We start from the raw sequence: 22336 nt of genomic DNA, 5'->3' as shown, positions 1-22336 counted from the left end.
CGTGGCGGGCGAAGAAATACGCGGCACGTTTTATGCTAGTTAGCTGGCACAGTACACATTGAGGTCGGCATCATGCTCAATACAGATTCAAACACCGGTAACCCACAACAAGCGCAGCAGCGGCTTAGCCATGAAATCACCCATGAGCTGGAGCAATGCCTGGCATTGTGCCAACAACTGAGAATCGATTTTTATGACTGTCTGGCACATGCCAGAATTGATTTCGAGCGCCATCAGCGCGAACAGCGCTAGAGCTGTTGCTGCTAGGCTCCCCGTCTGTAATGAAGTGGATGTAATGAAACGGCAGAATAGACTGATCGACAGGCAATAAAAAAGACACCCGAAGGTGTCTTTTTTATTTTGATCTGGCGTCCCCACGGGGAATCGAACCCCGGCCGCCGCCGTGAAAGGGCAGTGTTCTAACCGCTAAACTATAGGGACTTAAACTTTCGCTTTTCAGCGTTTGCTACTTTGTTACTACTGGCGTCCCCACGGGGATTCGAACCCCGGTTACCGCCGTGAAAGGGCGATGTCCTAGGCCTCTAGACGATGGGGACTACGTACTGCTGAATTACATGTCTAAAGGCAAACATACAACTCGAAACTTTGGTGGAGGTAAACGGGATCGAACCGATGACCTCTTGCATGCCATGCAAGCGCTCTCCCAACTGAGCTATACCCCCAAAAGAGACGCGAATAATAAAGATACCGCCGCCTCTCGTCAATACCCTGATGCAATATTTTTAAATCGGCGCCCACCAGTAGGCGTCTTTTTCCAAATCCTGCTCCAGCGCTTTGCTATCGGGGAAGTTTTTCAGCAAGACTCGTTTGGCATCGTCGCGATAATCGCTCATGCCCAGCTTGTCATAAGCGTGGTACATCAGCGCCAATGCGCCTTCAACCTGCTTGGTATTGCTGAAGTTATCAATCAGCGCCTTGCCACGATTAGCTGCCGCCAGATACGCACCACGTTTGTAGTAATAACGGCCAACATGCAGTTCGTAATTGGCCAGCGAGCCGATCAGGTACCCCATCCGCAACTGGGCATCCTTGCTGTATTTGCTCTCGGGGAAACGGGCTACCAGCTCGCTAAACGCAGCAAATGACTCCTTGGCCGCTTTCGGATCACGCTCGGACATATCTTGCTTGGATAGCGCCGACATAAAGCCTTGTGACTCATTGAATGTCACCAGCCCCCGCAGATACATCGCGTAATCCATGCTTGGGTGCGTAGGATTCTGCTTCATAAAGCGATCCAGCGAGGCCAGCGCCAGCGCGGGCTCATCGTATTTGTAATTGCTGTAGGCAATTTCCAGCTGGGCCTGCTGCGCGTATTTGCCATAAGGAAAACGGGCTTCCAAGCGCTCGAAATATTCGATGGACTTTTTGTAATCTTTGCTCGCCTGCTGCGCTTTGGCTTCAGCAAACAGCTTGTCTGCAGACCAGTTTTTGGTCTCGTCATTGCTCGTACCGGTATTGGCACAACCGACCACTAAGCTAAACAGCAAGGCAGAAACGAGGATTCGAGGTAGAATCTTGTACATGATGCAATCCGATATTGAACTCGACGATTATAACGACTTCTCAGACACCCGTGTCCTGACTGTGCCTGCCGATCTGGCAGGCATGCGGCTGGACGCGGCGCTGGCGAAGATTTTGCCTGATTTTTCACGCTCACGCTTGGCTACTTGGATAAAAGACCAACAAGTCACCGTTGACGGCGCCCCCGCTACGACCAAAACCAAGGTCTGGGGCGGTGAAACGCTCACGGTTAACGTGCAAGCCGACCCGAACGAAGTGGCGTTTGCAGCGGAAGATTTGCCGCTGGATGTCATTTACGAGGATGACGCGCTGATTGTGATCAACAAGCCAGCCGGCCTGGTGGTTCACCCCGGCAGCGGCAACTGGAGCGGCACGCTGCTCAATGCCCTGCTCTTTCATTACCCCGAAGTGCGCAGTATTCCGCGCGCGGGCATCGTACACCGTCTGGATAAGGACACCAGCGGCCTGATGGTCGTCGCCCGCACCCTCCCCGCCCAGAATAATCTGGTACAGCAATTACAAGCCCGTACGGTCAAGCGCCATTACCTCGCCATTGCGCGTGGCAATATCAAGCGCGACGGCACGGTGGACGAGCCGATTGGCCGCCACCCGAAAGATCGCACCAAAATGGCAGTAATCCACAGCGGCAAAGAATCGATCACGCATTATCTGGTGCTGGAAAAATTTGCCGACTACACACTGATCGAATGCCGCCTTGAAACCGGCCGCACGCACCAGATTCGCGTGCATATGGCACACCTCAAGCATTCGCTGGCCGCCGATCAGGTGTACGGCACACCGCCCAAGCTCGATATTTCGCCCGAAGTGCGCATGGCCTTGGAAGAGCTCAATCGCCAGGCACTGCACGCACGTAAACTGTCTCTCGTTCATCCAGTGACTGGTAAAACGATGGAATGGAAAGCGCCGATTCCACACGATCTGGAACAACTCATCTTTACGCTGCGCGCCGATCTCGAACTCGCCAAAGATAATTATGACGAAGACGACGATGAAGATGACGACCACGATTGCGAATTAATCTATGTCCGTGAATAAGCCCGCACCGGCATACACGCCCACCGCCCACGCGCTGGGCGTTTTTGCACCCGACTGGCCCGCACCTGCCAACGTGAAAGCCCTGCAAACCACCCGGAATGGCTTCGCCGGAAATACTGGTTTTAGCCTGCCCCCGTTTGATCGCTTTAACCTTGGTAGCCACGTTAGCGACAATCCCGCCCATGTCGCCGCCAATCGCGCCCAGCTCACGCAAGCATTGCCGCAAGCACCGGCGTGGCTTAATCAGGTGCACGGCATTGAGGTGGTTGACGCAGCCAGCGTCAGCGAGCCAGTGGATGCCGACGCCAGCTTCACCCGCACGCGCGGCGCTGTTAGCGTCGTGATGACCGCCGATTGCCTGCCGCTATTGTTTTGTGATCGCGCGGGCACAGTCGTCGCGTCTGCGCATGCGGGTTGGCGCGGCTTGTGCAATGGCGTGATCGAAGCAACGGTCGCCAAAATGAATTGCCCTGCCAGCGACATCCTCGTCTGGCTCGGCCCTGCTATTGGCCCGACGGCGTTTGAAGTCGGTGACGAAGTTCGCGCCGCCTTTATGGCAATCGATGCACAAGCCGAGCAAGCTTTTTCGCCACAAGGCGGGGGTAAATGGCTGGCGGATATATACCTATTGGCGCGCCAGCGATTACATACCCTAGGTATTACTGCAATTTACGGTGGCGATCAGTGCACCGTGACGCAGGCAGAGACCTACTTCAGCTACCGCCGCAATGGCCAAACTGGACGAATGGCCAGCTTAATCTGGCTGGAATAAAAACGAAAAGGACGCGCAGCGTCCTTTTCGTTTATTGCGACACCACTTCACCCTGCACCCAAACGCCCATCTCGCCGACGTAGTAGGTATGGAAGTCTTCAACCTCGATGTTGTACACCGTCGTACGGTACACCGGAAACTCGAATTCATCTCCCTTGTCTTCCAATGCCTTGTTGTACACCAGCGGCGGTTTTCTCTGCAGATCGGTCGATGGTCCAGCCGAACCAAACTCAACCAAACGGCCATCCAGCTCGTCTTGCCAGGACTCCGGCGCGCCATTGCCCTGAATGAAGCCAACGTGTTCGTGCTCGGTCTGCGCCAGATAGAGCGATTTGGTCACCTCAACCAAATCACCATTGGCCAGCTCAAGCACCATGCCAGGCTCGAGCAGATCGGCGCGGGGCCACACATCGTGCGGTGTATGTTCGTCGAACACAGCCTGTTCGAAGCCGTTTACATAAATGCATCTACCCAGTACCCAGAAGGGGTGATTTCGAGTGCAGGTCAGAAAGCCTTTCCATACATCAGGCTGTGGCTTGTCACTCGTTCGCATCCAGCCGAACTCTAGATACCAAATTTCCTTGTCTTCAAAACGAAGCGTTTTCAGTACCCGCTTATAGGCCGTATCACCCTGACCGGATTCATCCTTCGCCAAGACAAAGTCACCCACTTGCAGCGACTCGATCGGGCGCAAACCGTCCTTGGTATGCACCAAGGTGCCCGCAACAAAACCCATTTTCTTACCCCTTTATTTTGTAGCCTTGAGGATTGGGTAGGCTGACATGGAGTGTCAAACCAAAATAGCCGCTTGTCGTACAAAATGGTCAAACCATGCAATTTGAAGGCTGTGAGGTGCATAGATGAGAACCTTTCTCATGCTGGAGATGGTGTTTTTATGTTACAGTGTTGCATCTGCAGGATTTTCTCTTTATGTCGACACTTAGCTGGATTATCACCATGAGCCTGCTGGGCAGCTTGCTCAGCGTACTGGCAGCCGCGGCGATGGCGTATTTTGCCAAGCCCAACTGGATTCCCAAACTCGTTTCTTTTGCTGTCGGCTCTTTGCTGGCGGCGGTGTTTCTCGAAATCTTGCCGCATGCCTTCGGTAGTCATGGCGGACATGACAGTCATGAAGGCCACGCTCATGGCGTGAGTGAAATAAGCCTTTTGCAGGACGCCCACCATGCGGCGTCCAGCGCGGTAGCGGCAGTGGCCGAACACGCGCCCCAGGCGAGTACCGAGGCGATTTCACTGACTATTCTGCTCGGCATTTTCATCTTTTTTGTGATGGAAAAACTGGTGATCTGGCGGCATTGCCATCACGAGTCGTGCGAAGAATTGGAAGGCCACACGCACGAGCACAGTCATGGCGATCATCACGCTCACTCACACGGACACGGGCATAGCCATGGCAACGATCATGGCCGCGCTGGCATGATGATTATGGTCGGCGATACGCTGCATAATTTCCTGGATGGCGCGGTGATTGCTGCGGCGTTTATGGCCGACACCTCGGTCGGCATTGCGACCGCGGTGGCGATTATTGCGCACGAAATTCCACAGGAAGTCGGCGATTTTATCGTGCTGCTGCATTCGGGATATAGCAAGGCCAAGGCATTGCTGTTTAATTTGCTGTCGTCGCTGGCGGCGCTGGCCGGTGGTTTGCTGGCTTATTTCTCGCTCAGCATCGTCGAGACTGCGCAGCCCTATTTACTGGCGCTCGGTGCGTCCAGCCTGATTTATGTGGCGATTGCCGATCTGATCCCAACCTTGCACAAACGCCCGCATATTAAAGACACGATGTATCAAGTGCTGCTGATGTTGGCGGGTGCGATGCCGATTGCGCTGGTGCATACCTTTATGCCGCACTGATATACATACGTATGTATCAAGATAAAGGCCAATCACTGATTGGCCTTTATTCATATACCCCTTGATTTTCTATACAGGCAATGCCGCTTCAGCACATGCCCTGCTGGTAAGGCAGGATGATCAAACTCGCCAACTTCATCCCGCCGCATATTCAGGCGCTGCATCAGGGCTTGCGAGCGCCGATTAGCCAGCACAGTAAACGCGACGATTTCGTCTAATTTCAGCACATTAAAGCCAAACTCAAGCGCAGCAGTGGCGGCTTCATGCGCCAAACCTTGCTGCCAGAACGGCCTCGCCAAGCGCCAGCCGATTTCAACGCACGGCATAAACGGCAAGGCAACACGCGGGATATTGAGCCCAGCCATGCCAATAAATTCGCCGGTTTCGCGCAATTCCAATGCCCAGAAACCCCAGCCTTGCTGCTGCAGACGCGCACGAATCTGTGCGGCAAAGTCATGGCTCTCGACCACACTCAGCGGCGCAGGAAAATAGCGCATCACTTCGAGATCGGCCCCCGGCGCAGCAAAAGCCGGCAAGTCGCTATCACGCCAATCGCGCAAGATCAGCCTTGGCGTTTGCAAACACTGCACAGCAGCGAAAGTTTTAATCCCGTTCACTGCCCACCTCAGCCGCTGAGTCTGCAACCTTCCTTTGCTCAAGCGCGGTGCTGGCTGCTTCGCGCTCGGCCAATTCAACCGCTTTGGCCGCCTTGCTGCGCTGGATGCTCCGCTTTAGCGCCAATACACCCCAGGTGGGTAATACCGCGAGAAACAGGAAATAAAAGACGCCGACGGTGATACTCCCCGCTCCCAGCGACATCATGACCACCACAAACAAATAACCGATCAAAACGATATACATGCTTTATCCCAGCAAAACACAAGCGCAAAGTCGGGCACAGTGTACACCAGCAAGGCAAAGCCGGTTTTGCGATTCTCAAAACCTATCTCAAGACTTAAATCGCCACTAATGATACAGTGTTGCATCTGAAGCCATGCTATCAGATGAGAAAATTGCCTGGATCGATTTGAAATCTAGGCGCATCAGCCCCATATCTTTAGTCTATGCCCATCAGGATTTGCCCTCGCAATGCCCAATACCAACACCGAATTGCAAAAAGTCGCCACTGCACGCCTGCCTACCAATCAGGGTGAATTTACCAGCCATGCCTTTCTCAACCCGCATACCGGCGTTGAACATCTGGTGCTGACGCTCGGTGATATTGCCGGCGAGGACGTACTGGTTCGCCTGCATTCGGAATGCCTGACAGGCGATGCGCTGGGGTCTTTGCGTTGCGATTGTGGTGATCAGCTCAAACATGCTTTGCAGCGAATTCAGGCCGAAGGGCGCGGCGCTTTGCTGTATCTGCGCGGGCATGAAGGGCGCGGCATCGGCTTGTGCAACAAGATTTTTGCCTATCAATTGCAAGATCAGGGCATGGATACCGTGGAGGCCAATCTGGCACAAGGCCTGCCCAGCGATGGCCGCACCTATGAAGATGCGGCGTGGATGCTGAAAAATCTGGGCGTGAAATCAGTTCGGCTGATGAGCAATAATCCGCTGAAAATCGACGCGCTTAATGCACTGGGCATTCCGGTAAGCGAGCGTCTATCGCATGAAGTGATCGCCAACCCAGAAAACCACAAATACCTGCTCACCAAGAAAGAACGCATGGGGCATTTGCTGGGCACGCACGGCAAGAAAAAGAGCTAGATCACTAGGTTGCTAGGCGCCGCCAAACGCGGCCATGATTTTGGCCACAATCCGTGTGCTCTCGCCCAGTAGCTGATCGATCTGCGTTACCATAAACGGGAATGAATAATACAGAGCGGCAAAACCGATCCCCAGCGTTAAGGGAAAACCAATAGCAAACACATTGAGCTGCGGCGCTGCGCGTGTCATCACGCCAATCGACAGATTGGTAATCAGCAAAGCGGCCAGCACCGGTAAAGAGAGCATCACGCCGGAGCGGAAAATCACGCCGCCATATAAAGCCACCAGCTCGAAACCACGGGCATTGAGCTGTACCTGGCCGACTGGCAGCTGGATCATGCTTTCAAGCAAAATACGCAGCATCATCAGATGCCCGTTAAACGCCAGAAACAGCAAAATCATAAACAGACTCATTAACTGAGCCACGGCCAGCGTATTGGCCGAATTTTGCGGATCATAAAACGACGCAAAACCCAGACCCATCTGCAAGCCTGCCAGGTGCCCCGCCATTTCAACTGCGGTAAAAATCAGCCGCATAATAAAGCCCATCGCCAGCCCCAGTATCAGCTCGCGCACGGCGATCAGCATGCCTTCGGGCGATACCACCGGAACGGTGGGCATGGGCGGCAAAACCGGTACGATCACCAGCGTCAGGGCGATGGCAAAGCTGACCCGAACCCGCACCGAAATCCGACGGCTGGAAAAGAAAGGATCGGCCAGCAGCAGACCCATGATGCGCAGAAATGGCCACCAGAACAGCGCCAGCCAGACATCAATCTGCGCCTGAGTAACCTGCCACATCAGCCTATCACTTGCGGAATGCTTTGATACAGACGGATGGTGTAGTCCATGGCCAGCTCCAGCATCCACGGCCCGGCCAGCACCAGCACCAGAAAGGCGATCAGCAGCTTGGGAATAAACGACAGCGTCGCCTCATTGATCTGGGTGGCGGCCTGGAAAATACTGATCACCAGGCCGGACACCAGCGTGGCCAGCAAGACAGGTCCGCACAGCAACACCATGACTTCCATCGCTTTTTGCAGCAGGGTTACCACCATTTCCGGCGTCATCTAGGTCCCCACGTAAAAACTTTGTACCAGCGAGCCCATGAGCAACGTCCAGCCATCAACCAGCACAAACAGCATCAGCTTGAAGGGCAGCGAAATCATCACGGGCGAGACCATCATCATACCCATGCCCATCAGAATACTGGCCACCACCAGATCGATAATCAGGAAGGGGATAATCACCATAAAGCCGATCTGAAATGCCGTTTTCAGCTCGCTGGTGACAAACGCCGGTACCAGCACGCGCAGGCTGACATCTTCCGGCCCTTGCGGCGCTTGGGCGCCCGATACCTCGATAAAGAAAGCCAGGTCTTTCTGCCGCGTTTGCTTGAGCATAAAGTCTTTCAGCGGCAAAGACCCCTTGTCCAGCGCCTCGTTAAAACTCATCTTGTTTTCCGCATACGGCTGGTAGGCAGTGGTATAGATTTTGTCGAGCACGGGCGACATGATAAACAGCGTGAGAAACAGCGATAAACCGACAATCACCTGATTGGGCGGGCTTTGCATGGTGCCGAGCGCCTGACGCAACAAGGACAGCACGATCACAATGCGCGTAAAGGCGGTCATCATCAGCAACACCGCGGGCAAAAAGCCCAGCGCGGTCATAAACAGCAGCGTCTGGATCGGTAGCGAATACGCTGTCCCAGCCGCCGTTTGCGTCGAAGACATAAAGGGTATACCCGCAGGCTCGGCAGCCAGCAAGAGTTGCGAGGCAATACAGAGTGGGAGTAATGGCAATAGCAGTTTAAAATTAAAGCGCATTTTTAGCTCCTTTGCGCTTTTCAATCGCCGCTTGCAACCACTGTGCAAACGCAGGCGCGGCAGGTACTGGTGCAGGCAGGTTTTCAGGTTTATCCAGCGTATGCAGCAAATTGACCTGCTCACCGGTCACCCCGAGTACCAGCCAGCGTTCTTGCACCTCGACAATCACCACCCGTTCACGCTGGCCCACCATGACCCCGGAAACCACACGTAAATGCTGATTGGCCGCACCGGGCAACAAAGCAAAACGTCGCATCAGCCATGCTGCGCCAACAATCAAGCCCAGCACCAGCCCCAAAGCCAGAATGACCTGCATAATGGAGCCAACGCCCGATGGGCCGACCGGAGCCGGATTTGCCGCAGCCCAAACCGACAACGGCAGCCCGAAAAGGCTGCCGTGAATAATTTTACTGAATGTCATGCTGCTCGGATGAAACGGCGTGCCTGATTTTTCACACACCGCACACCGCACTCCCCTGTTTGATAGCCCGACTGCTGCGGCTTATTTGTGCAAGCGACGAATCCGCTCCGCAGGCGTAATAATATCGGTCAGACGAATACCGAATTTCTCATTGACCACAACCACTTCGCCTTGCGCAATCAGACAGCCGTTAACCAGCACGTCCATGGGCTCACCAGCCAGACCGTCGAGCTCGACCACCGAACCTTGCGCCAGCTGCAGCAGATTGCGGATAGCTATTTTAGTTCGCCCCAGTTCTACTGTCAGCGCGACCGGAATATCGAGAATCATATCGATATTATTGGGCGCTCCTGGTGGCAGGGCATTATTGTCAAAATTCTGGAAAATATTGGCCGCTTGCGGCTCGGGCTGCGGCGCAGCCTCGACCGTTTCCTGCTCGGCTAAAGCCGCGGCCCAGTCATCCATGATGTCATCTGGGTTTTCTTCCGTATTTTCGTCAGCCATGGGCTTGCTCTCCGTGTCCCTCTTCCTGCCCGCTGAGTGACTCAGCCGTCGTCAATACTTTGTCGACTTTCAAGGCATATTGCTTGTGAAGAATACCATACTTACACTCAAGCACAGGCACACTATCCACCGTGGCGGTAATGACCTCGGGAATATCCAGCGGAATGACATCGCCCACTTTCAAACTCAGAATCTCGCCCAGCGTAATTTGCGAATTGCCCAGCGTGGCCACCAGATCGACTTCAGCATGCTGTACCTGCTTGCGCATCAGATTGGTCCAGCGGTTATCCGCCTCGATCCGATCGGCCTGCATGCTGCTGTAGAGCAGATCACGAATCGGCTCGAGCATCGAATATGGGAAGCAGACGTGAAAATCACCACCGCCCGCACCCAACTCGATTTTGAAGGTATACGCCACGACGACTTCGGTCGGCGTGGCGATATTGGCAAACTGGGTATTCATTTCCGAGCGAACGTAGGCGAACTCACACTCGAACACCGGCTGCCATGCTTTCTGGAATTCTTCAAATACCACTTCGAGCAGGCGCTGGATAATCCGTTGTTCGGTCGGCGTGAAATCACGCCCCTCAACGCGCACGTGGTAGCGCCCATCCGAACCAAACAGATTATCGACCACCAGAAACACGAAATCCGGATCAAAAATGAATAATCCGGTACCGCGCAGCGGCTTCATATGGACCATATTCAGATTGGTGGGCACCACCAGATTGCGAATGAATTCGCTGTATTTCTGTACCCGTACCGGCCCGACGCTGATTTCGGCATTGCGCCGCATGAAGTTGAACAGGGCAATACGCAAATTGCGGGCAAAACGCTCGTTAATGATTTCAAGCGTCGGCATGCGTCCACGGACGATGCGCTCCTGACGGCCGATATCATAGTCGCGGACAGCATGAGGGTCGACGTCTTCTGCAACCTCGTCCTGCTCGCCCGTTACGCCACGGAGTAGCGCATCGACTTCTTCCTGGGAAAGGATATCGTCAGCCATTTTACCGCTCTGTACTTGTCCTGATTAAACCGGTTTGCCTTATTGACTCACCGATTTATTGATAAAAATACTTGGTGAAGTTAACGCTAAGAACGCCTTCGTCTTTTGCTTCCACTTCCAGCAATTCATTGAGTTTTTCACGAATTTCACGCGCCAGCGTTTCCTGACCCTCGGTGGTTTTGATTTCCTCAAGGGTTTTGGAACGCAGCAGACGATTCACCGCGTCGAGCACTTTGGGCTGCACTGATTTCAAACGCTCTTTGTCTGCGTCTTCAGCCAATTCAACCATGATTTCAACCTGCAATACCGATTCGGTGTCACCCGCCAGATTCACGGTAAAAGGTTGATCTTGCAGTTTGTCAAAAACCGGGGCCACATGGCCTTCTTTTTCTTTCTCTTTTTTCTTTTTCTCTTTGGCTTTTTTCTCTTCTTCAGCGTGAGCATTGGCTTCAGCGACCGCTTCGTCAGCGCTGCCATCAGCGGGCGATTTCAATAGAAAAAAAGCCAGCAAACCACCCAGCAGCAATAAAACGACGAGCAATCCAATGATGGCAAATAACAGTATGTTTTTCTTCGGTTTTGGTGCCGCATCTGCACTTGGCGCTGCTTTGGCGTCAGACATTGTAATGCCTCTACTAGGAATAGATATTCTGAAGATTGTAACTGGATATTGATGTAAAAGTACCCCAGCAATGCTGAGGCACCTCGGCTACTACAGCGAAAGATACTATAAAACAAGCGCTAAGCAAGCGTTTTTCAGGTAACACATTGAAAATCAGACAAACAAACTCACCCGGGTACTGCCTGCAGGCAAGCGCAAATCGCTTAGATTGACTCGCCGCTCAATACCCATTTCATTCCCCACGGTATTGGCCATTGTTCCGTGGCGCGGACCACCAGCAGGAGAATCAAATTGCCGGGCTTGCTGCTGGGAAAACGCATTTTGCTGTTGCTGTTGCAATGAATCGGATGCCACCTGAACATTTTGCAGAACGATCCCCTGATCAGCCAATAGCGCCGTCAATTTGGGAGTGGCCGCAGCCAGAGCCTCGCGCACTGCGGCGTGCTGCGAAGTAAAAATTACACTGGCTTGCTCGCTACCCAGATTCAAACGCACCTCCATCGGGCCCAGATTGGGTGGGTTCAACTGCATTTCAATCTGCTGCTCCTGCTTGCCCAGCATCAGGCTTACCCGCTGAGCGACTGCATCACTCCAACGCGCATCATGTACGGGTGTCTCAATATAGGCGTTAGTGGCAGCTGATCGGCTAGCCTGATTGGCAGTTTGTACGGCACTGCCCACTGAAATCGTGGTGCCACCATACTGAACGGTCGATTTGCCCAGTTCACCCGGATTACTGGATTCGTTATCTGCAAAATTAAATGCCGCCTGCCCCTGTTGAGAGCCCAACTCAAACTGCTGATGTTCGGCACCAGTGACTGCAAGGACATCAGTAAACGGCAAAAGAGAAGCCGACTCTTTATTTTCAGCGGCAATTCTTGCCGGGGTATTAATCCCCCGTGCCTGTAATAATGAAGCCACACCTAGTGCCTGCTTTTGCTGTTCGCCCGCAACATCTACAGTAACCGACACATCGGTTACTTTCGGATTCTCGGTTGAAATTTCCAACTCGGTCATGCCGGGAATTGCAGCAGAGAAAGCCGATGCTAACGCTGAAACTGAGTTGCCACTGTCTGCGTCGGCAGAGTCGACTTGTTTGGGAGCCGGAATCTGCGCCAGTAAGGCAGCTAGATCAATGGCATTCGGAGGCATATCAACAGACTTGGCTTGACCTACATTTTCATCCTGCTGGGCAAGCTTATCTGCAGTCTTATCGCTACGCGAATTGGCATCAAGCTCTCCCTTTGAAGTCGCTGATTGCCCGGCAGACTGCTGCTCTGTCTGTTGTGCTGAGGAAGCCGATTGACGCGGGCTTGCCGGCTGCTCTGTTTCTGCAGTCTTCTTGGTGGCACTCTCTGCAGGCTTGGCTTTATTGAGTTCCTGCTTGTATCTTGTCTCGAAAGAATCAGCGGCGCTAACCATTTTGTCACGCGCAGAATTGGTCTCTCTGGGACGAGAAACCGCGCTAATCAGATCGATATTATTGCTTGAACCGCTGGCCATGATCGCAACACCACAAAAATGAGTCATCCGCAGTAAAGCAAACTTGATGCCAATTATTGAGCAGGGAGTGCATGCTACACTGCGCCCATGGCAGAAGATTCAGATCTCGAACGTACCGAACCGGCCTCGCCCCGGCGGCTGGAAGAAGCCCGCAAAAAGGGACAGGTGCCGCGTTCGCACGAATTAACCTCGTTTTCCACGCTGATGGTCGGGCTGGTGGCGGTGATTACCACCGGGCCTGATCTTTACGCGGCGATGAAAAAAGTCATGGTCACCGCACTGAGCTTCAATCGCGCGCAAATCTGGGAAAGCGCATTGATGGGCGAACAGTTGTTCGAGCTCTCGCGCATTGCACTGATTGCGATTTTGCCCATCTTCGGCGCCTGCGTGCTTATTTCGATTCTGACCCCTATTCTGATCGGCGGCTGGCTGTTTAGCACCGAAGCACTGGGCCCCAATTTTGGCCGGATGAATCCGCTAAGCGGCATAGGCCGGATGTTTTCACCGCGCACGATTATTGAAACCATCAAAACCATTCTGAAATCCAGCCTGATTGGGGGCGTTGCGGCCTGGCTAATGTGGCAGGAAAAAGAGCAGTTTATCCAGCTTCTGGCGATGACCCCTGAGTCGGGTTTTGCCATGGCCTGGCAAATGACACGACACACCCTGCTGCTTGTGGCCAGCACTATGGCGGTGATTGCGCTGATTGATGTGCCCTACCAGCTCTGGGATTATTACAAAGGGCTGCGGATGACCAAGGAGGAGGTCCGTCAGGAACACAAGGAATCCGAAGGTGATCCGCACGTCAAAGGGCGGATTCGCCAGCTGCAGCGCGAAGCAGCGCGCAAGCGCATGATGGCCGAAATCCCCAAAGCTAATGTTGTCGTCACCAATCCGACGCACTATGCGGTGGCGATTCGTTACGACAGCGAAATGCGCGCACCTACCGTCGTGGCCAAAGGCTCCTTCCTGCTGGCCGAACGGATTATCGAGATTGCCAAGGACAACAAAGTGGCGGTGATCCGCACGCCGCCGTTTGCCCGCGCGCTTTATCATCATGCTGACCTTGGCGAAGAAATCCCGACCGCACTGTATACTGCGACGGCAGAAGTATTGGCTTATATCTATCAGCTTGAGCTTTACCGCAAGGAAGGCGGCTTTGAGCCGATACTCAATAACGATTTGCCAGTGCCACCAGAGCTAGACCCCGAGTCAGGCGCTAGCAGGGTATAGCCACCCAGGCTAAACACCAAAAGACTTAGAACAAGATACACCAAGCAGGTATTCTGAATGTGGCGTAACAAACTCACTCTTCTGGCAATGCCAGCCCTTGTGCTGATGGTGCTGGGCATGATGATCCTGCCTTTGCCGCCGCTGGTGCTCGATTTTTTCTTCACCTTCAATATCGCCCTGTCGATCATCGTCTTGATGGTGAGTTTGTACACGCAAAAGCCGCTGGAGTTTTCCAGCTTTCCGACTGTACTGCTGATGACCACGCTACTGCGCCTCTCGCTTAATGTGGCCTCCACCAAGTTGGTTCTTACTGAAGGTCACGCCGGTGGTGATGCGGCAGGTAAAGTGATTGAATCATTCGGTCATGTGCTGATTGGCGACAATGTCGCAGTCGGGATTGTGGCGTTTATTATTCTGACCATCATTAACTTTGTCGTGATCACCAAAGGTGCAGGCCGGATTGCCGAAGTTTCAGCCCGCTTTACACTGGATGCGATGCCCGGCAAGCAGATGGCGATTGACGCCGACCTGAATGCCGGCCTGATCGGTGAAGACGAAGCCCGCACCCGCCGTGCGCAGATTTCGGACGAAGCCAATTTCTTCGGCTCAATGGATGGTGCGAGCAAGTTCGTGCGTGGTGATGCCGTCGCCGGGATTCTGGTGATGATCATCAATCTGATCGGTGGCCTGCTGGTCGGCATGCTGCAGCATGATATGGCCTTTGCTGACGCTGCCAGAACCTACACCTTGCTCACGATTGGTGATGGTCTGGTCGCCCAAGTACCGGCGCTGATTATTTCAGTCGCAGCGGGTATTGTCGTGTCACGAGTGGGCACCAATCAGGATTTGTCCGAGCAGATTCTGGGTCAGCTTTTTGCCCGCTCACAAGTGCTCTACGTCACCGCCGGCGTGCTGGCGTTGCTGGGCATTATCCCCGGCATGCCACATTTTGCCTTCCTGCTGATGGCGCTGATTGCCGGTGGCCTGGCTTGGTACTCCGAACAGAATCAGCTACAAAAAGCCACAGGCGGCGTCAAACCCTCGCCAGGAGCGCCCGCCGGAGCCACGCCTGGCACAGCGCCTGCGGCCCCGGCAGATGCACCACTACAGGAAGTCAGCTGGGCTGATGTGCAGCCCGTTGATCCGGTTGGGCTAGAAGTGGGCTATCGGCTTATTCCCTTGGTTGATCGCAATCAGGACGGCGAATTGCTGCGCCGGATTCGTGGTATCCGCAAGAAAATCGCGCAGGAGCTGGGCTTTCTGGTGCCCGCTGTCCATATTCGCGATAATCTGGAATTGCGCCCCAATCAATACCGTATCCAGCTCAAAGGCGTCGACGTCGGCATGGGCGAGGCTTTTGTCGGCCAATGGCTGGCGATCAACCCCGGCAACGCCGCCGGCAATCTGCCGGGCACCGCCACCACCGACCCCACTTTTGGCCTACCCGCCACCTGGGTGGACAGCAGCCTGCGAGATCAGGCGCAGGCCATGGGTTTTACCGTGGTGGATGCCTCAACCGTTGTCGGCACGCACATCTCCAATATTTTGCAGTCACACGCCGCCGAATTGCTCGGCCGCGAAGAAGTTCAGGCCCTGCTCGATCACTTTGCCAAAGAATCACCCAAGCTGGTTGAAGAGCTGGTACCCAAAATCATCCCGGTGGGTACTTTGCAGAAAGTGCTACAGCATCTGCTCGACGATGGGCTGCATATCCGCGATTTGCGCAGCATTCTGGAAACCCTGGGTGAAAATGTCCAGCGCACCCAGGACATCGACGATCTGACCTCGATTGTCCGTGTCGCGCTCGGCCGCGCCATCGTGCATCAGCTGTTCCCCGGTGAAAACGAGCTGCAAGTGGTGGCGCTCGAGCCCCAGCTGGAAAATATCCTGATGTCGGCCGCCAGCGGCAAATCACAAGGCGGTCTGGAGCCGGGGCTGGCCGAACGCATCCTGCAACAGGCGGCACAACTCTCAGAGCAGCTGGAAATGCAGGGCATCAATCCGGTCATTATCACGCCGTCGCAATTGCGCCCAATGCTGTCACGCTTTTTAAAGCGCTCAATCCCCAATCTGCGCGTCATTGCCCATACCGAAATACCCGAAACAAAAACCCTGCGCATCATTGGCGTTTTGGGAGCGAATAATTAGGGCTTGTGACGCCGATTCCGGTGTTTTAACCGGATTATTCTTGCAACAAACGGCAATGATTCTGACTCCCAATGTGCAGATCAATTGTGCAGATTGCTTTGAGCAGCGATAATCCCTCACTATGGTCGTCAAAAAATTCTTCGGTGCCACCACTCGTGAAGCTCTCAGGCAAGTTCGTGATGAACTCGGCCCGGACGCGCTCATCCTTTCCAACCGCCAAGTGGCGGGTGGCGGTATTGAAATCATGGCGGTGGCCGACGCCGATGTAGCGGCGCTGACCAATGTGCAAACCGTCGCCACGCCCCCCAAGCCCTCGCCCCGTGCGGCGCAAAACGGCGCCCGGCTCATGAATTCGGCGCAAACCGAAGCACCCAGCCCGAATATTGCCAAAGCCTTGGCGCGCTCGTACGCGATTCCGGATGACGAGCAGGAACCCAGCCCGGCGGATATAGGCTATGAAGCGCCATCGGTGCTGCGCAGCAATCGCCAGCCGCGCCCGGCCGAGGCACGGCCAGAAGCACGTCACGACATGCAGCGCGAAGAAATCCCGCTGAGCCAATTCATCAACCAATCAGGCGGCCAGTCAGCCAGCCAGCGCACTCAGGAGCGTACGGCCGAACGGCAGCCTGATCGCACATTTGACCGCAATTCAGAGCGCGTAGCTGAAACAGCACGCCCGGCACCGCCGCGCCGTGCCGCACCTGTGGTCGAGCCGCGCACGCTGCCGACCTTCAGTTTTGAAGACGAACCGGCCAAACCCGCCACCCCCGCCGTTGATCAGGAGGCCATGCAGGACATTGCGCGCGAAATCCGCATGCTGCGCGGCCTGCTGGAAAGCCAGATGGCGGGCATGGCCTGGGGCGAGTTATCCAAACACGCCCCCGAAAAACTCGAAATTCTGCGTCAATTGCTTGGCGCGGGTTTCTGCGCCGCCCTCTCGCGCCAGCTCATCGACAAAATGCCCGGCGGCATGAGTCTGGATACCGGCGTGAAATGGGTGAAAGCTGCATTGGCGCACAATCTGCCCGCCACCGGTGCCAGCGACGATCTGGTCGCTCGCGGTGGCGTGTACGCACTGATCGGCCCCACTGGCGTTGGTAAAACCACCACCGTGGCCAAACTCGCCGCGCGTGCTGCACTGGCCTACGGCCCGCAATCGGTCGCGCTGCTCACCACCGATAGCTACCGGATTGGCGCGCACGATCAGCTGCGTATTTATGGCCGCATCCTTGGCGTGCCGGTGCATGATGTCAAAGATGAAACCGATTTGCAGCTCACGCTGGGCGAATTAAGCGATCGGCATCTGGTGCTGATCGACACCGTCGGCATGGGTCAGCGCGACCAGCGCATTGGCGAACAGCTGGCGATGCTGGGACACGATAATGTCGGTACGATTTTGCTGCTGGCCGCCAATGCGCAAGCGGGCACACTCGACGATGTGGCGCGCCGCTACCGCAATCATCATTTGCTGGGCTGCATTTTGACCAAGCTGGATGAAACCGTGGCGCTGGGCGGCTGTCTCGATGTCGCCATCCGGCATAAACTGCCACTGCAGTTTGTCACCAACGGCCAGCGCGTACCGGAAGATCTGCACCGCGCCAATCTGGCCTATCTGCTTGACCGCGCATTTAAAACACAACAGGATCAAAGCGTTTTCCAGCTACAACGCGATGAATACCCGCTGTATATGAGTACGCAAGATATTCCAACCGATTTCACGCTCAGCCTGGGTGGTGCGCGTGCCTAAACGCTGGCAGGACCAGGCCGCAGGCTTGCGTCAGATGGTCAGCCCGACGCATTGCCGCAGCATCAGCCTGTGCGGTGGCCGTGGCGATTCAGGCACCACTACGCTGGTCATCAATCTGGCTGCAGCGCTGGCCGAACGTCAGCGCGAAGTGATGGTGCTCGATGAATTTAGCGGCAGCCAGAATGTCAGCTCGCGCCTGCATCTAAGCCAGGGCTTTACGCTGGAGCATGTACTGCGCCACGAAGCAACGCTGGCCGACAGCCTGATCGAAACCCAGCATGGCTTTCAGATTCTATCGATTGCTGGCAAACCGCAAATCATTGCCCGGCTGAACGACGCCGAGCAGCACTGGCTGGCCGCCGAATTTGAGGCCATTACCGAATACGTCGATTACCTGCTGCTCGACACGCGCCCGATGGGCAGCAATGGCATTCCCAGCCTGAGTCTGGCCGCTGATGATGTCGTCGTTGTTTTATCAAATCGCGCCGAATCACTCACCGACGCCTACGCCACCATCAAGCAGCTGGCGCAGGAATACGCACGCCGAGATTTTCGCGTGCTGGTCAATCGGGTAGAAAGTCTGGGCGAAGCCATGGCCTTGTTTGATCGGCTGCGCAGCGTCTGCCAGCAGTTTCTGGGCAGCACTCTGGAACTCAAGCTGATCGGTTATGTCCCCGAAGACAGCAAGCTCAATCGTTCTACACGGCTGGGCAAGACCGTGCTGGAAGCCTTTCCAGATACCGAGGCCAGTATGGCTCTGCGGCAATTAGCTGACGTGATCTTGCGCTGGATACCCCCCAGGGTGGCGCATGATTCATCCGGGCATTTTGTTCATCGGCTGGTCGAATCATCTCGCCTGCTGCATGAAAGGCTGCATCATGGCTGAGCTGCGCCTTGAGCCCGTAGACGCTGGCTACCAGCTCATTGGTGATTTAACGCTGGCGGCGATAGCGCCAGTCTGGCTGGCTAGCCGCCAGATTAACTGGCAAAGCCAGCTGGTTGACTTAAGCCAGGTCGGGCATTGCGACGGCGCAGGCGCGGCTTTTCTGTTTGAACTGGGCCAATCTGGCGCGCAGTTGCGCAATCTGAACGCAGAAACGCAGCGCCTGCTCACCGCGCTAGATCCGCAGCAAGCCTTGCTGCTATCGCCGCAGAAATCGCGCAATAAACCCATCACGCAGATTGGCCACCTGACCCGCTCGGCAGTTCGCGATTTTGCGGCGCAAATCACGTTTATTGGCGAAGCAGCCAGCGCGCTGGCGCAAGTGATCGTGCGGCCACAACGCTTGCGCTGGCGTGAATTTTTGCGCCAATGCGAGCTGACCGGTGCCAATGCGTTGCCGATCATCAGCCTGATTTCCTTGTTGCTGGGCATTATTCTGGCTTTTCAGTCAGCAATTCCAATGCGGCAATTTGGCGCGGAAATGTTTGTCGCCAATCTGCTGGGGCTCTCGCTGGTACGCGAGCTAGGACCACTGATTACCGCCATTGTGCTGGCCGGGCGCTCTGGCGCAGCTTTTGCCGCCGAAATCGGCACCATGAAGGTCAACGAAGAAATCAACGCGCTGGTGACATTTGGCTATCAGCCCATGCACTTTCTGGTTTTGCCCCGCTTGCTTGCGGGCGTATGCATGCTGCCGCTGCTGGCCATCTGGTCACAAGCCATCGGCATGCTGGGTGGCGCGCTCGTGATGCAGGGCTTTGGCATTCCGCTAGCGACCTTCTGGTCGCAGCTCAGCTCGCAAGTCGACGCCGGAGACTTTTTTGGCGGCATGCTCAAAGCCGCTGCGTTTGGCCTGGTCGTAGCCTCGGTAGGCTGCTTTCGCGGTCTGGGTACGGGCACCGGTGCTAGTGCGGTGGGAGCTGCCACCACCCGTGCAGTGGTCAATATTCTGGTGTTGCTAGTGATCACCGATGGCATACTGGCCGTCGTTTATTATCATCTGGGCTGGTAAAGATGAGCACGGTGATTGAAGTTCGGCATCTGTACTGTGGCTGGGGCTCGCGCACCATTCTGGAGGATGTAAATTTCAGCGTGGCGCGCGGTGAAGTGGTTACGATTCTGGGCGGCTCGGGCTGCGGCAAATCGACTTTGCTCAAGCATCTGATCGGGCTGTACCCGCCGCGCTCCGGCAGTATACAGGTAGTGGGTAATGAGCTGGTGGGCTCAGATAGCAAGGGCCGCGAGGCAATACTGCGTAAAATTGGCGTCATGTATCAATCGGGCGCGCTCTTTGGCTCGATGAGTATTCTGGACAATATCACGCTGCCGCTGACCAGCTTTAGCCAGCTGGATACCAAGGCGATTGACACGCTGGCCAGACTGAAATTGCGGCTGGTTGGGCTGGAAGAGTTTGCCGATTTTTACCCGAACGAGCTCTCGGGCGGCATGCAAAAACGCGCGGCGATTGCCCGCGCGATGGCGCTGGACCCGCAGATTCTGTTTCTGGACGAACCATCTGCCGGGCTGGACCCGATCACCTCGGCCGAGCTTGATCGCCTGATCCGGCGGCTGGCCGAAACACAGGGTGTCACCATGATGGTAGTGACGCATGAGCTGGCCAGTATTGCAGCAATTGCCGATCGCGCCATCATGCTCGACAAAAGCATTAAAGGTATTCTGGCCATCGATACGCCCGCGGCACTTGCGCAATCAAGTGACGAGCGCGTAGCGAGCTTTTTCAATGCACAGCGGCCCGCACGCGCCGCAGTATAGAAGGCTTATGGAACAACAATCCAATTTCCGCCTCGGCGTGTTTATCCTGCTGGCTCTGCTGCTGGGCGTGGCACTGCTGATCGGCGTGGGCAGCGGGCGCTGGCTGCAATCGAAAATCACACTGGAAACCTATTTCAATGAATCGGTGCGCGGGCTCGATATTGGCTCCAAAGTGCGTTACCGCGGCGTGGCGATTGGCGAAGTCAGCGCGATTACCTTTACCTACACCCGCTATGAAGGCGATTTGCCCAATGCCCAGCGCCAGCAGTATGTGCTGGTTGAAGCCCAGCTCGATAGCCATATTCTGGGCGGCTCGGCCGACAAAGACGCGCAACAGGCCGATCTGAACCGCGAAATTGCCAAAGGCTTGCGCGTCAAGCTCTCACCACAAGGGCTCACGGGTACTAGCTATCTGGAAATCGATTACGAACAGCAAGCCGAGAACAAAACCTTGCCGTTTAGCTGGCAACCGGACAATCTTTATATTCCGTCGGCCAATAGCACGGTCAATCAGCTTCTGGGCAGCGCACAGGAAGTGATGGCCAAATTGCAAAGAATCGATCTGGATCAGACCATCGGCCTGCTCAACCAGACGCTGGGGACGATGAATACCCGGCTGGAAGAAATACCCGCCAAAAACATCGGCCGTGAAGCCGAGCAGCTCCTGCGTACGCTCAATGCCATGCCACTGAAGCAGATGGCCAGCGAAAGCGCGCAATTGATCACCGAAGTCAGAGCCAGCAATCAGGCGCTAAAAACACTGCTTGAACAACCACAACTGCAAACCGCCAGCAATGATCTGGCCAGCGCGGCCAGCTCGGCCAAAATGTTGCTGGCCAACCCGGCGCTGGCCAGCGCCGTGCAAAGGCTGGATCAGATCACCTTGCGGCTGGATCATCTAAGCGCGCAACGCGAAGGCGATGTGCAGCAAATCATCGATAATCTGTCGAGCACCAGCAGCAACCTCAAGGCACTGAGCGAAAAAGCCAACCAGCGCCCCAGCAGCCTGCTGTTTAGCGAGCAACCCAAACCCTATACGCCGCCCAAACCATGAAAAAATTGATCGCCTTACTTGTGCTGGCCGTCTGCACGGCCTGCACTACGTCCCCCGTGACCAGACAGGATTTTCTGATCAGCGCCGAACGCGATGGGGCCAGCAGAGCCGCCCGCTTTGGCGTACTGCAAGTCAATGAATTGCGCAGCAACCCGCCCTACCGCGATCTGGCCCTGATCTACAAGGAAAGCCCGCAGCGTTTTGTTGCCGACCCCTACAATGGTTTTCTGGCGCCCCCCGGCAACCAGATCACCCGGCAAACGCGCTCATGGCTGGCGCGCAGCGGGCTATTTAGCCGCGTCAATCCGATGGGCAGCAGCCTGATTGCGCCCTGGCAGCTGGAAGGCGAGCTGCTGGCGATGCATATCGACGTAAGCTCGCCAGCCCAGCCCAAAGCTGTGATCCAGGTGCAGTACCTGCTTAGCCACCAGCAGCAATCGGCGCAATTTACGCTCAGCGCCGAACACCCCATCGCTGATGCCAGCCCAAATAGCGCGGCAGCAGGCTTTAGCGCTGCACTGGAAAGCCTGTTCAAGCAATTAGAACAAGAACTGGCTTCATCAAACCTCGATTAGTCGGCTACACTTAAGGATCA

The 22336-nt window shown here is 55.3% G+C and carries 25 protein-coding genes and 3 tRNA genes; 13 read left to right on the top strand and 15 right to left on the bottom strand.

The window, feature by feature from the left end; all coding sequences use genetic code 11:
• Positions 1–72 precede the first annotated feature (72 nt).
• Complete coding sequence (locus FLS37_RS06765) at positions 73–252, top strand: hypothetical protein (RefSeq protein WP_157315245.1); 180 nt, start codon at positions 73–75, stop codon at positions 250–252.
• A gap of 114 nt (positions 253–366) precedes the next feature.
• Here FLS37_RS06765 and FLS37_RS06760 read toward each other — a convergent pair.
• The 4 genes from FLS37_RS06760 to FLS37_RS06745 form a co-directional block, all read right to left on the bottom strand.
• Positions 367–441, bottom strand: a tRNA-Glu gene (locus FLS37_RS06760).
• A 40-nt stretch (positions 442–481) separates the two neighbouring features.
• A tRNA-Glu gene (locus FLS37_RS06755) sits at positions 482–557 on the bottom strand.
• 50 nt (positions 558–607) lie between these two features.
• Positions 608–683, bottom strand: a tRNA-Ala gene (locus tag FLS37_RS06750).
• Between the two features lie 60 nt (positions 684–743).
• The gene (locus FLS37_RS06745; RefSeq protein WP_157315243.1) at positions 744–1544 is read right to left on the bottom strand and encodes an outer membrane protein assembly factor BamD; all 801 of its coding nucleotides are present in this window, start codon (positions 1542–1544) and stop codon (positions 744–746) included.
• Between FLS37_RS06745 and rluD the strand changes: the two genes are divergently transcribed.
• Positions 1543–2598 (top strand): 23S rRNA pseudouridine(1911/1915/1917) synthase RluD, encoded by a 1056-nt coding sequence (rluD, locus tag FLS37_RS06740; RefSeq protein WP_157315241.1) that lies wholly within the window; start codon positions 1543–1545, stop codon positions 2596–2598. The two genes, FLS37_RS06745 and rluD, sit on opposite strands and share 2 nt — an antisense overlap.
• Complete coding sequence (gene pgeF, locus FLS37_RS06735; RefSeq protein WP_157315239.1) at positions 2585–3370, top strand: peptidoglycan editing factor PgeF; 786 nt, start codon at positions 2585–2587, stop codon at positions 3368–3370. Before rluD ends, pgeF begins: the two co-directional genes overlap by 14 nt.
• A gap of 31 nt (positions 3371–3401) precedes the next feature.
• Here pgeF and FLS37_RS06730 read toward each other — a convergent pair whose 3' ends face one another.
• Positions 3402–4106: a polymorphic toxin-type HINT domain-containing protein gene (locus FLS37_RS06730; protein ID WP_157315236.1), complete on the bottom strand. Its 705-nt coding sequence runs from the start codon at positions 4104–4106 to the stop codon at positions 3402–3404.
• A gap of 194 nt (positions 4107–4300) precedes the next feature.
• On the opposite strand from FLS37_RS06730, the gene FLS37_RS06725 reads away from it, so the two are divergent.
• Positions 4301–5242: a ZIP family metal transporter gene (locus tag FLS37_RS06725; protein WP_157315235.1), complete on the top strand. Its 942-nt coding sequence runs from the start codon at positions 4301–4303 to the stop codon at positions 5240–5242.
• A gap of 50 nt (positions 5243–5292) precedes the next feature.
• On the opposite strand, the gene FLS37_RS06720 is transcribed toward FLS37_RS06725, so the two are convergent.
• Positions 5293–5859 (bottom strand): GNAT family N-acetyltransferase, encoded by a 567-nt coding sequence (locus FLS37_RS06720; protein ID WP_232522522.1) that lies wholly within the window; start codon positions 5857–5859, stop codon positions 5293–5295.
• Positions 5846–6103 (bottom strand): hypothetical protein, encoded by a 258-nt coding sequence (locus FLS37_RS06715; RefSeq protein ID WP_157315234.1) that lies wholly within the window; start codon positions 6101–6103, stop codon positions 5846–5848. Before FLS37_RS06715 ends, FLS37_RS06720 begins: the two co-directional genes overlap by 14 nt.
• Before the next feature lie 228 nt (positions 6104–6331).
• Here FLS37_RS06715 and ribA point away from each other — a divergent pair, with 228 nt between their 5' ends.
• Positions 6332–6955 (top strand): GTP cyclohydrolase II, encoded by a 624-nt coding sequence (ribA, locus tag FLS37_RS06710; protein ID WP_157315233.1) that lies wholly within the window; start codon positions 6332–6334, stop codon positions 6953–6955.
• A gap of 12 nt (positions 6956–6967) precedes the next feature.
• On the opposite strand, the gene fliR is transcribed toward ribA, so the two are convergent.
• The 8 genes from fliR to FLS37_RS06670 form a co-directional block, all read right to left on the bottom strand.
• Positions 6968–7756, bottom strand: a complete 789-nt coding sequence (gene fliR, locus FLS37_RS06705; protein ID WP_157315232.1) for a flagellar biosynthetic protein FliR — start codon at positions 7754–7756, stop codon at positions 6968–6970.
• Positions 7756–8025 (bottom strand): flagellar biosynthesis protein FliQ, encoded by a 270-nt coding sequence (gene fliQ, locus FLS37_RS06700; protein ID WP_157315231.1) that lies wholly within the window; start codon positions 8023–8025, stop codon positions 7756–7758. Before fliQ ends, fliR begins: the two co-directional genes overlap by 1 nt.
• On the bottom strand, positions 8026–8784 hold the full coding sequence (gene fliP, locus FLS37_RS06695; RefSeq protein WP_157315230.1) for a flagellar type III secretion system pore protein FliP: 759 nt from the start codon (positions 8782–8784) through the stop codon (positions 8026–8028). It abuts the gene before it with no gap.
• Positions 8774–9205, bottom strand: coding sequence for a flagellar biosynthetic protein FliO (fliO, locus tag FLS37_RS06690; protein WP_157315229.1), 432 nt, complete (start codon positions 9203–9205; stop codon positions 8774–8776). The genes fliP and fliO overlap by 11 nt, the downstream gene beginning before the upstream one ends.
• A gap of 81 nt (positions 9206–9286) precedes the next feature.
• The gene (fliN, locus tag FLS37_RS06685; RefSeq protein WP_157315228.1) at positions 9287–9709 is read right to left on the bottom strand and encodes a flagellar motor switch protein FliN; all 423 of its coding nucleotides are present in this window, start codon (positions 9707–9709) and stop codon (positions 9287–9289) included.
• Entirely contained in the window at positions 9702–10718 is a 1017-nt protein-coding gene (gene fliM / locus FLS37_RS06680; RefSeq protein WP_157315227.1) for a flagellar motor switch protein FliM, read from the bottom strand. The genes fliN and fliM overlap by 8 nt, the downstream gene beginning before the upstream one ends.
• A 55-nt stretch (positions 10719–10773) precedes the next feature.
• On the bottom strand, positions 10774–11340 hold the full coding sequence (locus FLS37_RS06675) for a flagellar basal body-associated FliL family protein (RefSeq protein ID WP_157315226.1): 567 nt from the start codon (positions 11338–11340) through the stop codon (positions 10774–10776).
• Between the two features lie 153 nt (positions 11341–11493).
• Entirely contained in the window at positions 11494–12843 is a 1350-nt protein-coding gene (locus FLS37_RS06670; RefSeq protein WP_157315225.1) for a flagellar hook-length control protein FliK, read from the bottom strand.
• Between the two features lie 87 nt (positions 12844–12930).
• On the opposite strand from FLS37_RS06670, the gene flhB reads away from it, so the two are divergent.
• The 8 genes from flhB (at position 12931) to FLS37_RS06630 (ending at position 22316) form a co-directional block, all read left to right on the top strand.
• Complete coding sequence (gene flhB / locus FLS37_RS06665; protein ID WP_157315224.1) at positions 12931–14076, top strand: flagellar biosynthesis protein FlhB; 1146 nt, start codon at positions 12931–12933, stop codon at positions 14074–14076.
• A gap of 57 nt (positions 14077–14133) precedes the next feature.
• Positions 14134–16224, top strand: a complete 2091-nt coding sequence (gene flhA / locus FLS37_RS06660; RefSeq protein WP_157315223.1) for a flagellar biosynthesis protein FlhA — start codon at positions 14134–14136, stop codon at positions 16222–16224.
• 121 nt (positions 16225–16345) lie between these two features.
• Positions 16346–17971, top strand: coding sequence for a flagellar biosynthesis protein FlhF (gene flhF, locus FLS37_RS06655; protein WP_157315222.1), 1626 nt, complete (start codon positions 16346–16348; stop codon positions 17969–17971).
• Positions 17964–18857 (top strand): AAA family ATPase, encoded by an 894-nt coding sequence (locus FLS37_RS06650; protein WP_157315221.1) that lies wholly within the window; start codon positions 17964–17966, stop codon positions 18855–18857. Before flhF ends, FLS37_RS06650 begins: the two co-directional genes overlap by 8 nt.
• A complete protein-coding gene (locus FLS37_RS06645) occupies positions 18850–19926 on the top strand; it encodes an ABC transporter permease (RefSeq protein WP_157315220.1) in 1077 nt (358 codons plus the stop codon). The genes FLS37_RS06650 and FLS37_RS06645 overlap by 8 nt, the downstream gene beginning before the upstream one ends.
• Positions 19927–19928: 2 nt before the next feature.
• Positions 19929–20687 (top strand): ABC transporter ATP-binding protein, encoded by a 759-nt coding sequence (locus FLS37_RS06640; RefSeq protein ID WP_157315219.1) that lies wholly within the window; start codon positions 19929–19931, stop codon positions 20685–20687.
• A gap of 7 nt (positions 20688–20694) precedes the next feature.
• Positions 20695–21741, top strand: a complete 1047-nt coding sequence (locus FLS37_RS06635) for an MlaD family protein (RefSeq protein WP_157315218.1) — start codon at positions 20695–20697, stop codon at positions 21739–21741.
• Positions 21738–22316, top strand: coding sequence for an ABC-type transport auxiliary lipoprotein family protein (locus tag FLS37_RS06630; protein ID WP_157315217.1), 579 nt, complete (start codon positions 21738–21740; stop codon positions 22314–22316). Before FLS37_RS06635 ends, FLS37_RS06630 begins: the two co-directional genes overlap by 4 nt.
• Positions 22317–22336 lie beyond the last annotated feature (20 nt).

It is taken from the genome of Chitinibacter sp. GC72, assembly GCF_009760905.1.
Lineage (GTDB): Bacteria > Pseudomonadota > Gammaproteobacteria > Burkholderiales > Chitinibacteraceae > Chitinibacter.
The sequence above is the reverse complement of the archived record's forward strand: the minus strand, read 5'-3'. Positions and strand labels throughout refer to the sequence as shown.

Bases quoted from the DNA above. Each gene is read 5' to 3' on its own strand.
- flhF (WP_157315222.1), top strand. From the start codon at position 16,346: ATGGTCGTCAAAAAATTCTTCGGTGCCACCACTCGTGAAGCTCTCAGG.
- pgeF (WP_157315239.1), top strand. From the start codon at position 2,585: ATGTCCGTGAATAAGCCCGCACCGGCATACACGCCCACCGCCCACGCG.
- FLS37_RS06635 (WP_157315218.1), top strand. From the start codon at position 20,695: ATGGAACAACAATCCAATTTCCGCCTCGGCGTGTTTATCCTGCTGGCT.
- rluD (WP_157315241.1), top strand. From the start codon at position 1,543: ATGATGCAATCCGATATTGAACTCGACGATTATAACGACTTCTCAGAC.
- FLS37_RS06765 (WP_157315245.1), top strand. From the start codon at position 73: ATGCTCAATACAGATTCAAACACCGGTAACCCACAACAAGCGCAGCAG.
- FLS37_RS06630 (WP_157315217.1), top strand. From the start codon at position 21,738: ATGAAAAAATTGATCGCCTTACTTGTGCTGGCCGTCTGCACGGCCTGC.
- FLS37_RS06675 (WP_157315226.1), bottom strand. From the start codon at position 11,340: ATGTCTGACGCCAAAGCAGCGCCAAGTGCAGATGCGGCACCAAAACCG.
- ribA (WP_157315233.1), top strand. From the start codon at position 6,332: ATGCCCAATACCAACACCGAATTGCAAAAAGTCGCCACTGCACGCCTG.
- fliQ (WP_157315231.1), bottom strand. From the start codon at position 8,025: ATGACGCCGGAAATGGTGGTAACCCTGCTGCAAAAAGCGATGGAAGTC.
- FLS37_RS06715 (WP_157315234.1), bottom strand. From the start codon at position 6,103: ATGTATATCGTTTTGATCGGTTATTTGTTTGTGGTGGTCATGATGTCG.
- fliO (WP_157315229.1), bottom strand. From the start codon at position 9,205: ATGACATTCAGTAAAATTATTCACGGCAGCCTTTTCGGGCTGCCGTTG.
- fliM (WP_157315227.1), bottom strand. From the start codon at position 10,718: ATGGCTGACGATATCCTTTCCCAGGAAGAAGTCGATGCGCTACTCCGT.
- FLS37_RS06725 (WP_157315235.1), top strand. From the start codon at position 4,301: ATGTCGACACTTAGCTGGATTATCACCATGAGCCTGCTGGGCAGCTTG.
- flhB (WP_157315224.1), top strand. From the start codon at position 12,931: ATGGCAGAAGATTCAGATCTCGAACGTACCGAACCGGCCTCGCCCCGG.
- FLS37_RS06745 (WP_157315243.1), bottom strand. From the start codon at position 1,544: ATGTACAAGATTCTACCTCGAATCCTCGTTTCTGCCTTGCTGTTTAGC.
- FLS37_RS06645 (WP_157315220.1), top strand. From the start codon at position 18,850: ATGGCTGAGCTGCGCCTTGAGCCCGTAGACGCTGGCTACCAGCTCATT.
- FLS37_RS06730 (WP_157315236.1), bottom strand. From the start codon at position 4,106: ATGGGTTTTGTTGCGGGCACCTTGGTGCATACCAAGGACGGTTTGCGC.
- FLS37_RS06670 (WP_157315225.1), bottom strand. From the start codon at position 12,843: ATGGCCAGCGGTTCAAGCAATAATATCGATCTGATTAGCGCGGTTTCT.
- fliP (WP_157315230.1), bottom strand. From the start codon at position 8,784: ATGCGCTTTAATTTTAAACTGCTATTGCCATTACTCCCACTCTGTATT.
- fliN (WP_157315228.1), bottom strand. From the start codon at position 9,709: ATGGCTGACGAAAATACGGAAGAAAACCCAGATGACATCATGGATGAC.
- FLS37_RS06640 (WP_157315219.1), top strand. From the start codon at position 19,929: ATGAGCACGGTGATTGAAGTTCGGCATCTGTACTGTGGCTGGGGCTCG.
- flhA (WP_157315223.1), top strand. From the start codon at position 14,134: ATGTGGCGTAACAAACTCACTCTTCTGGCAATGCCAGCCCTTGTGCTG.
- fliR (WP_157315232.1), bottom strand. From the start codon at position 7,756: ATGTGGCAGGTTACTCAGGCGCAGATTGATGTCTGGCTGGCGCTGTTC.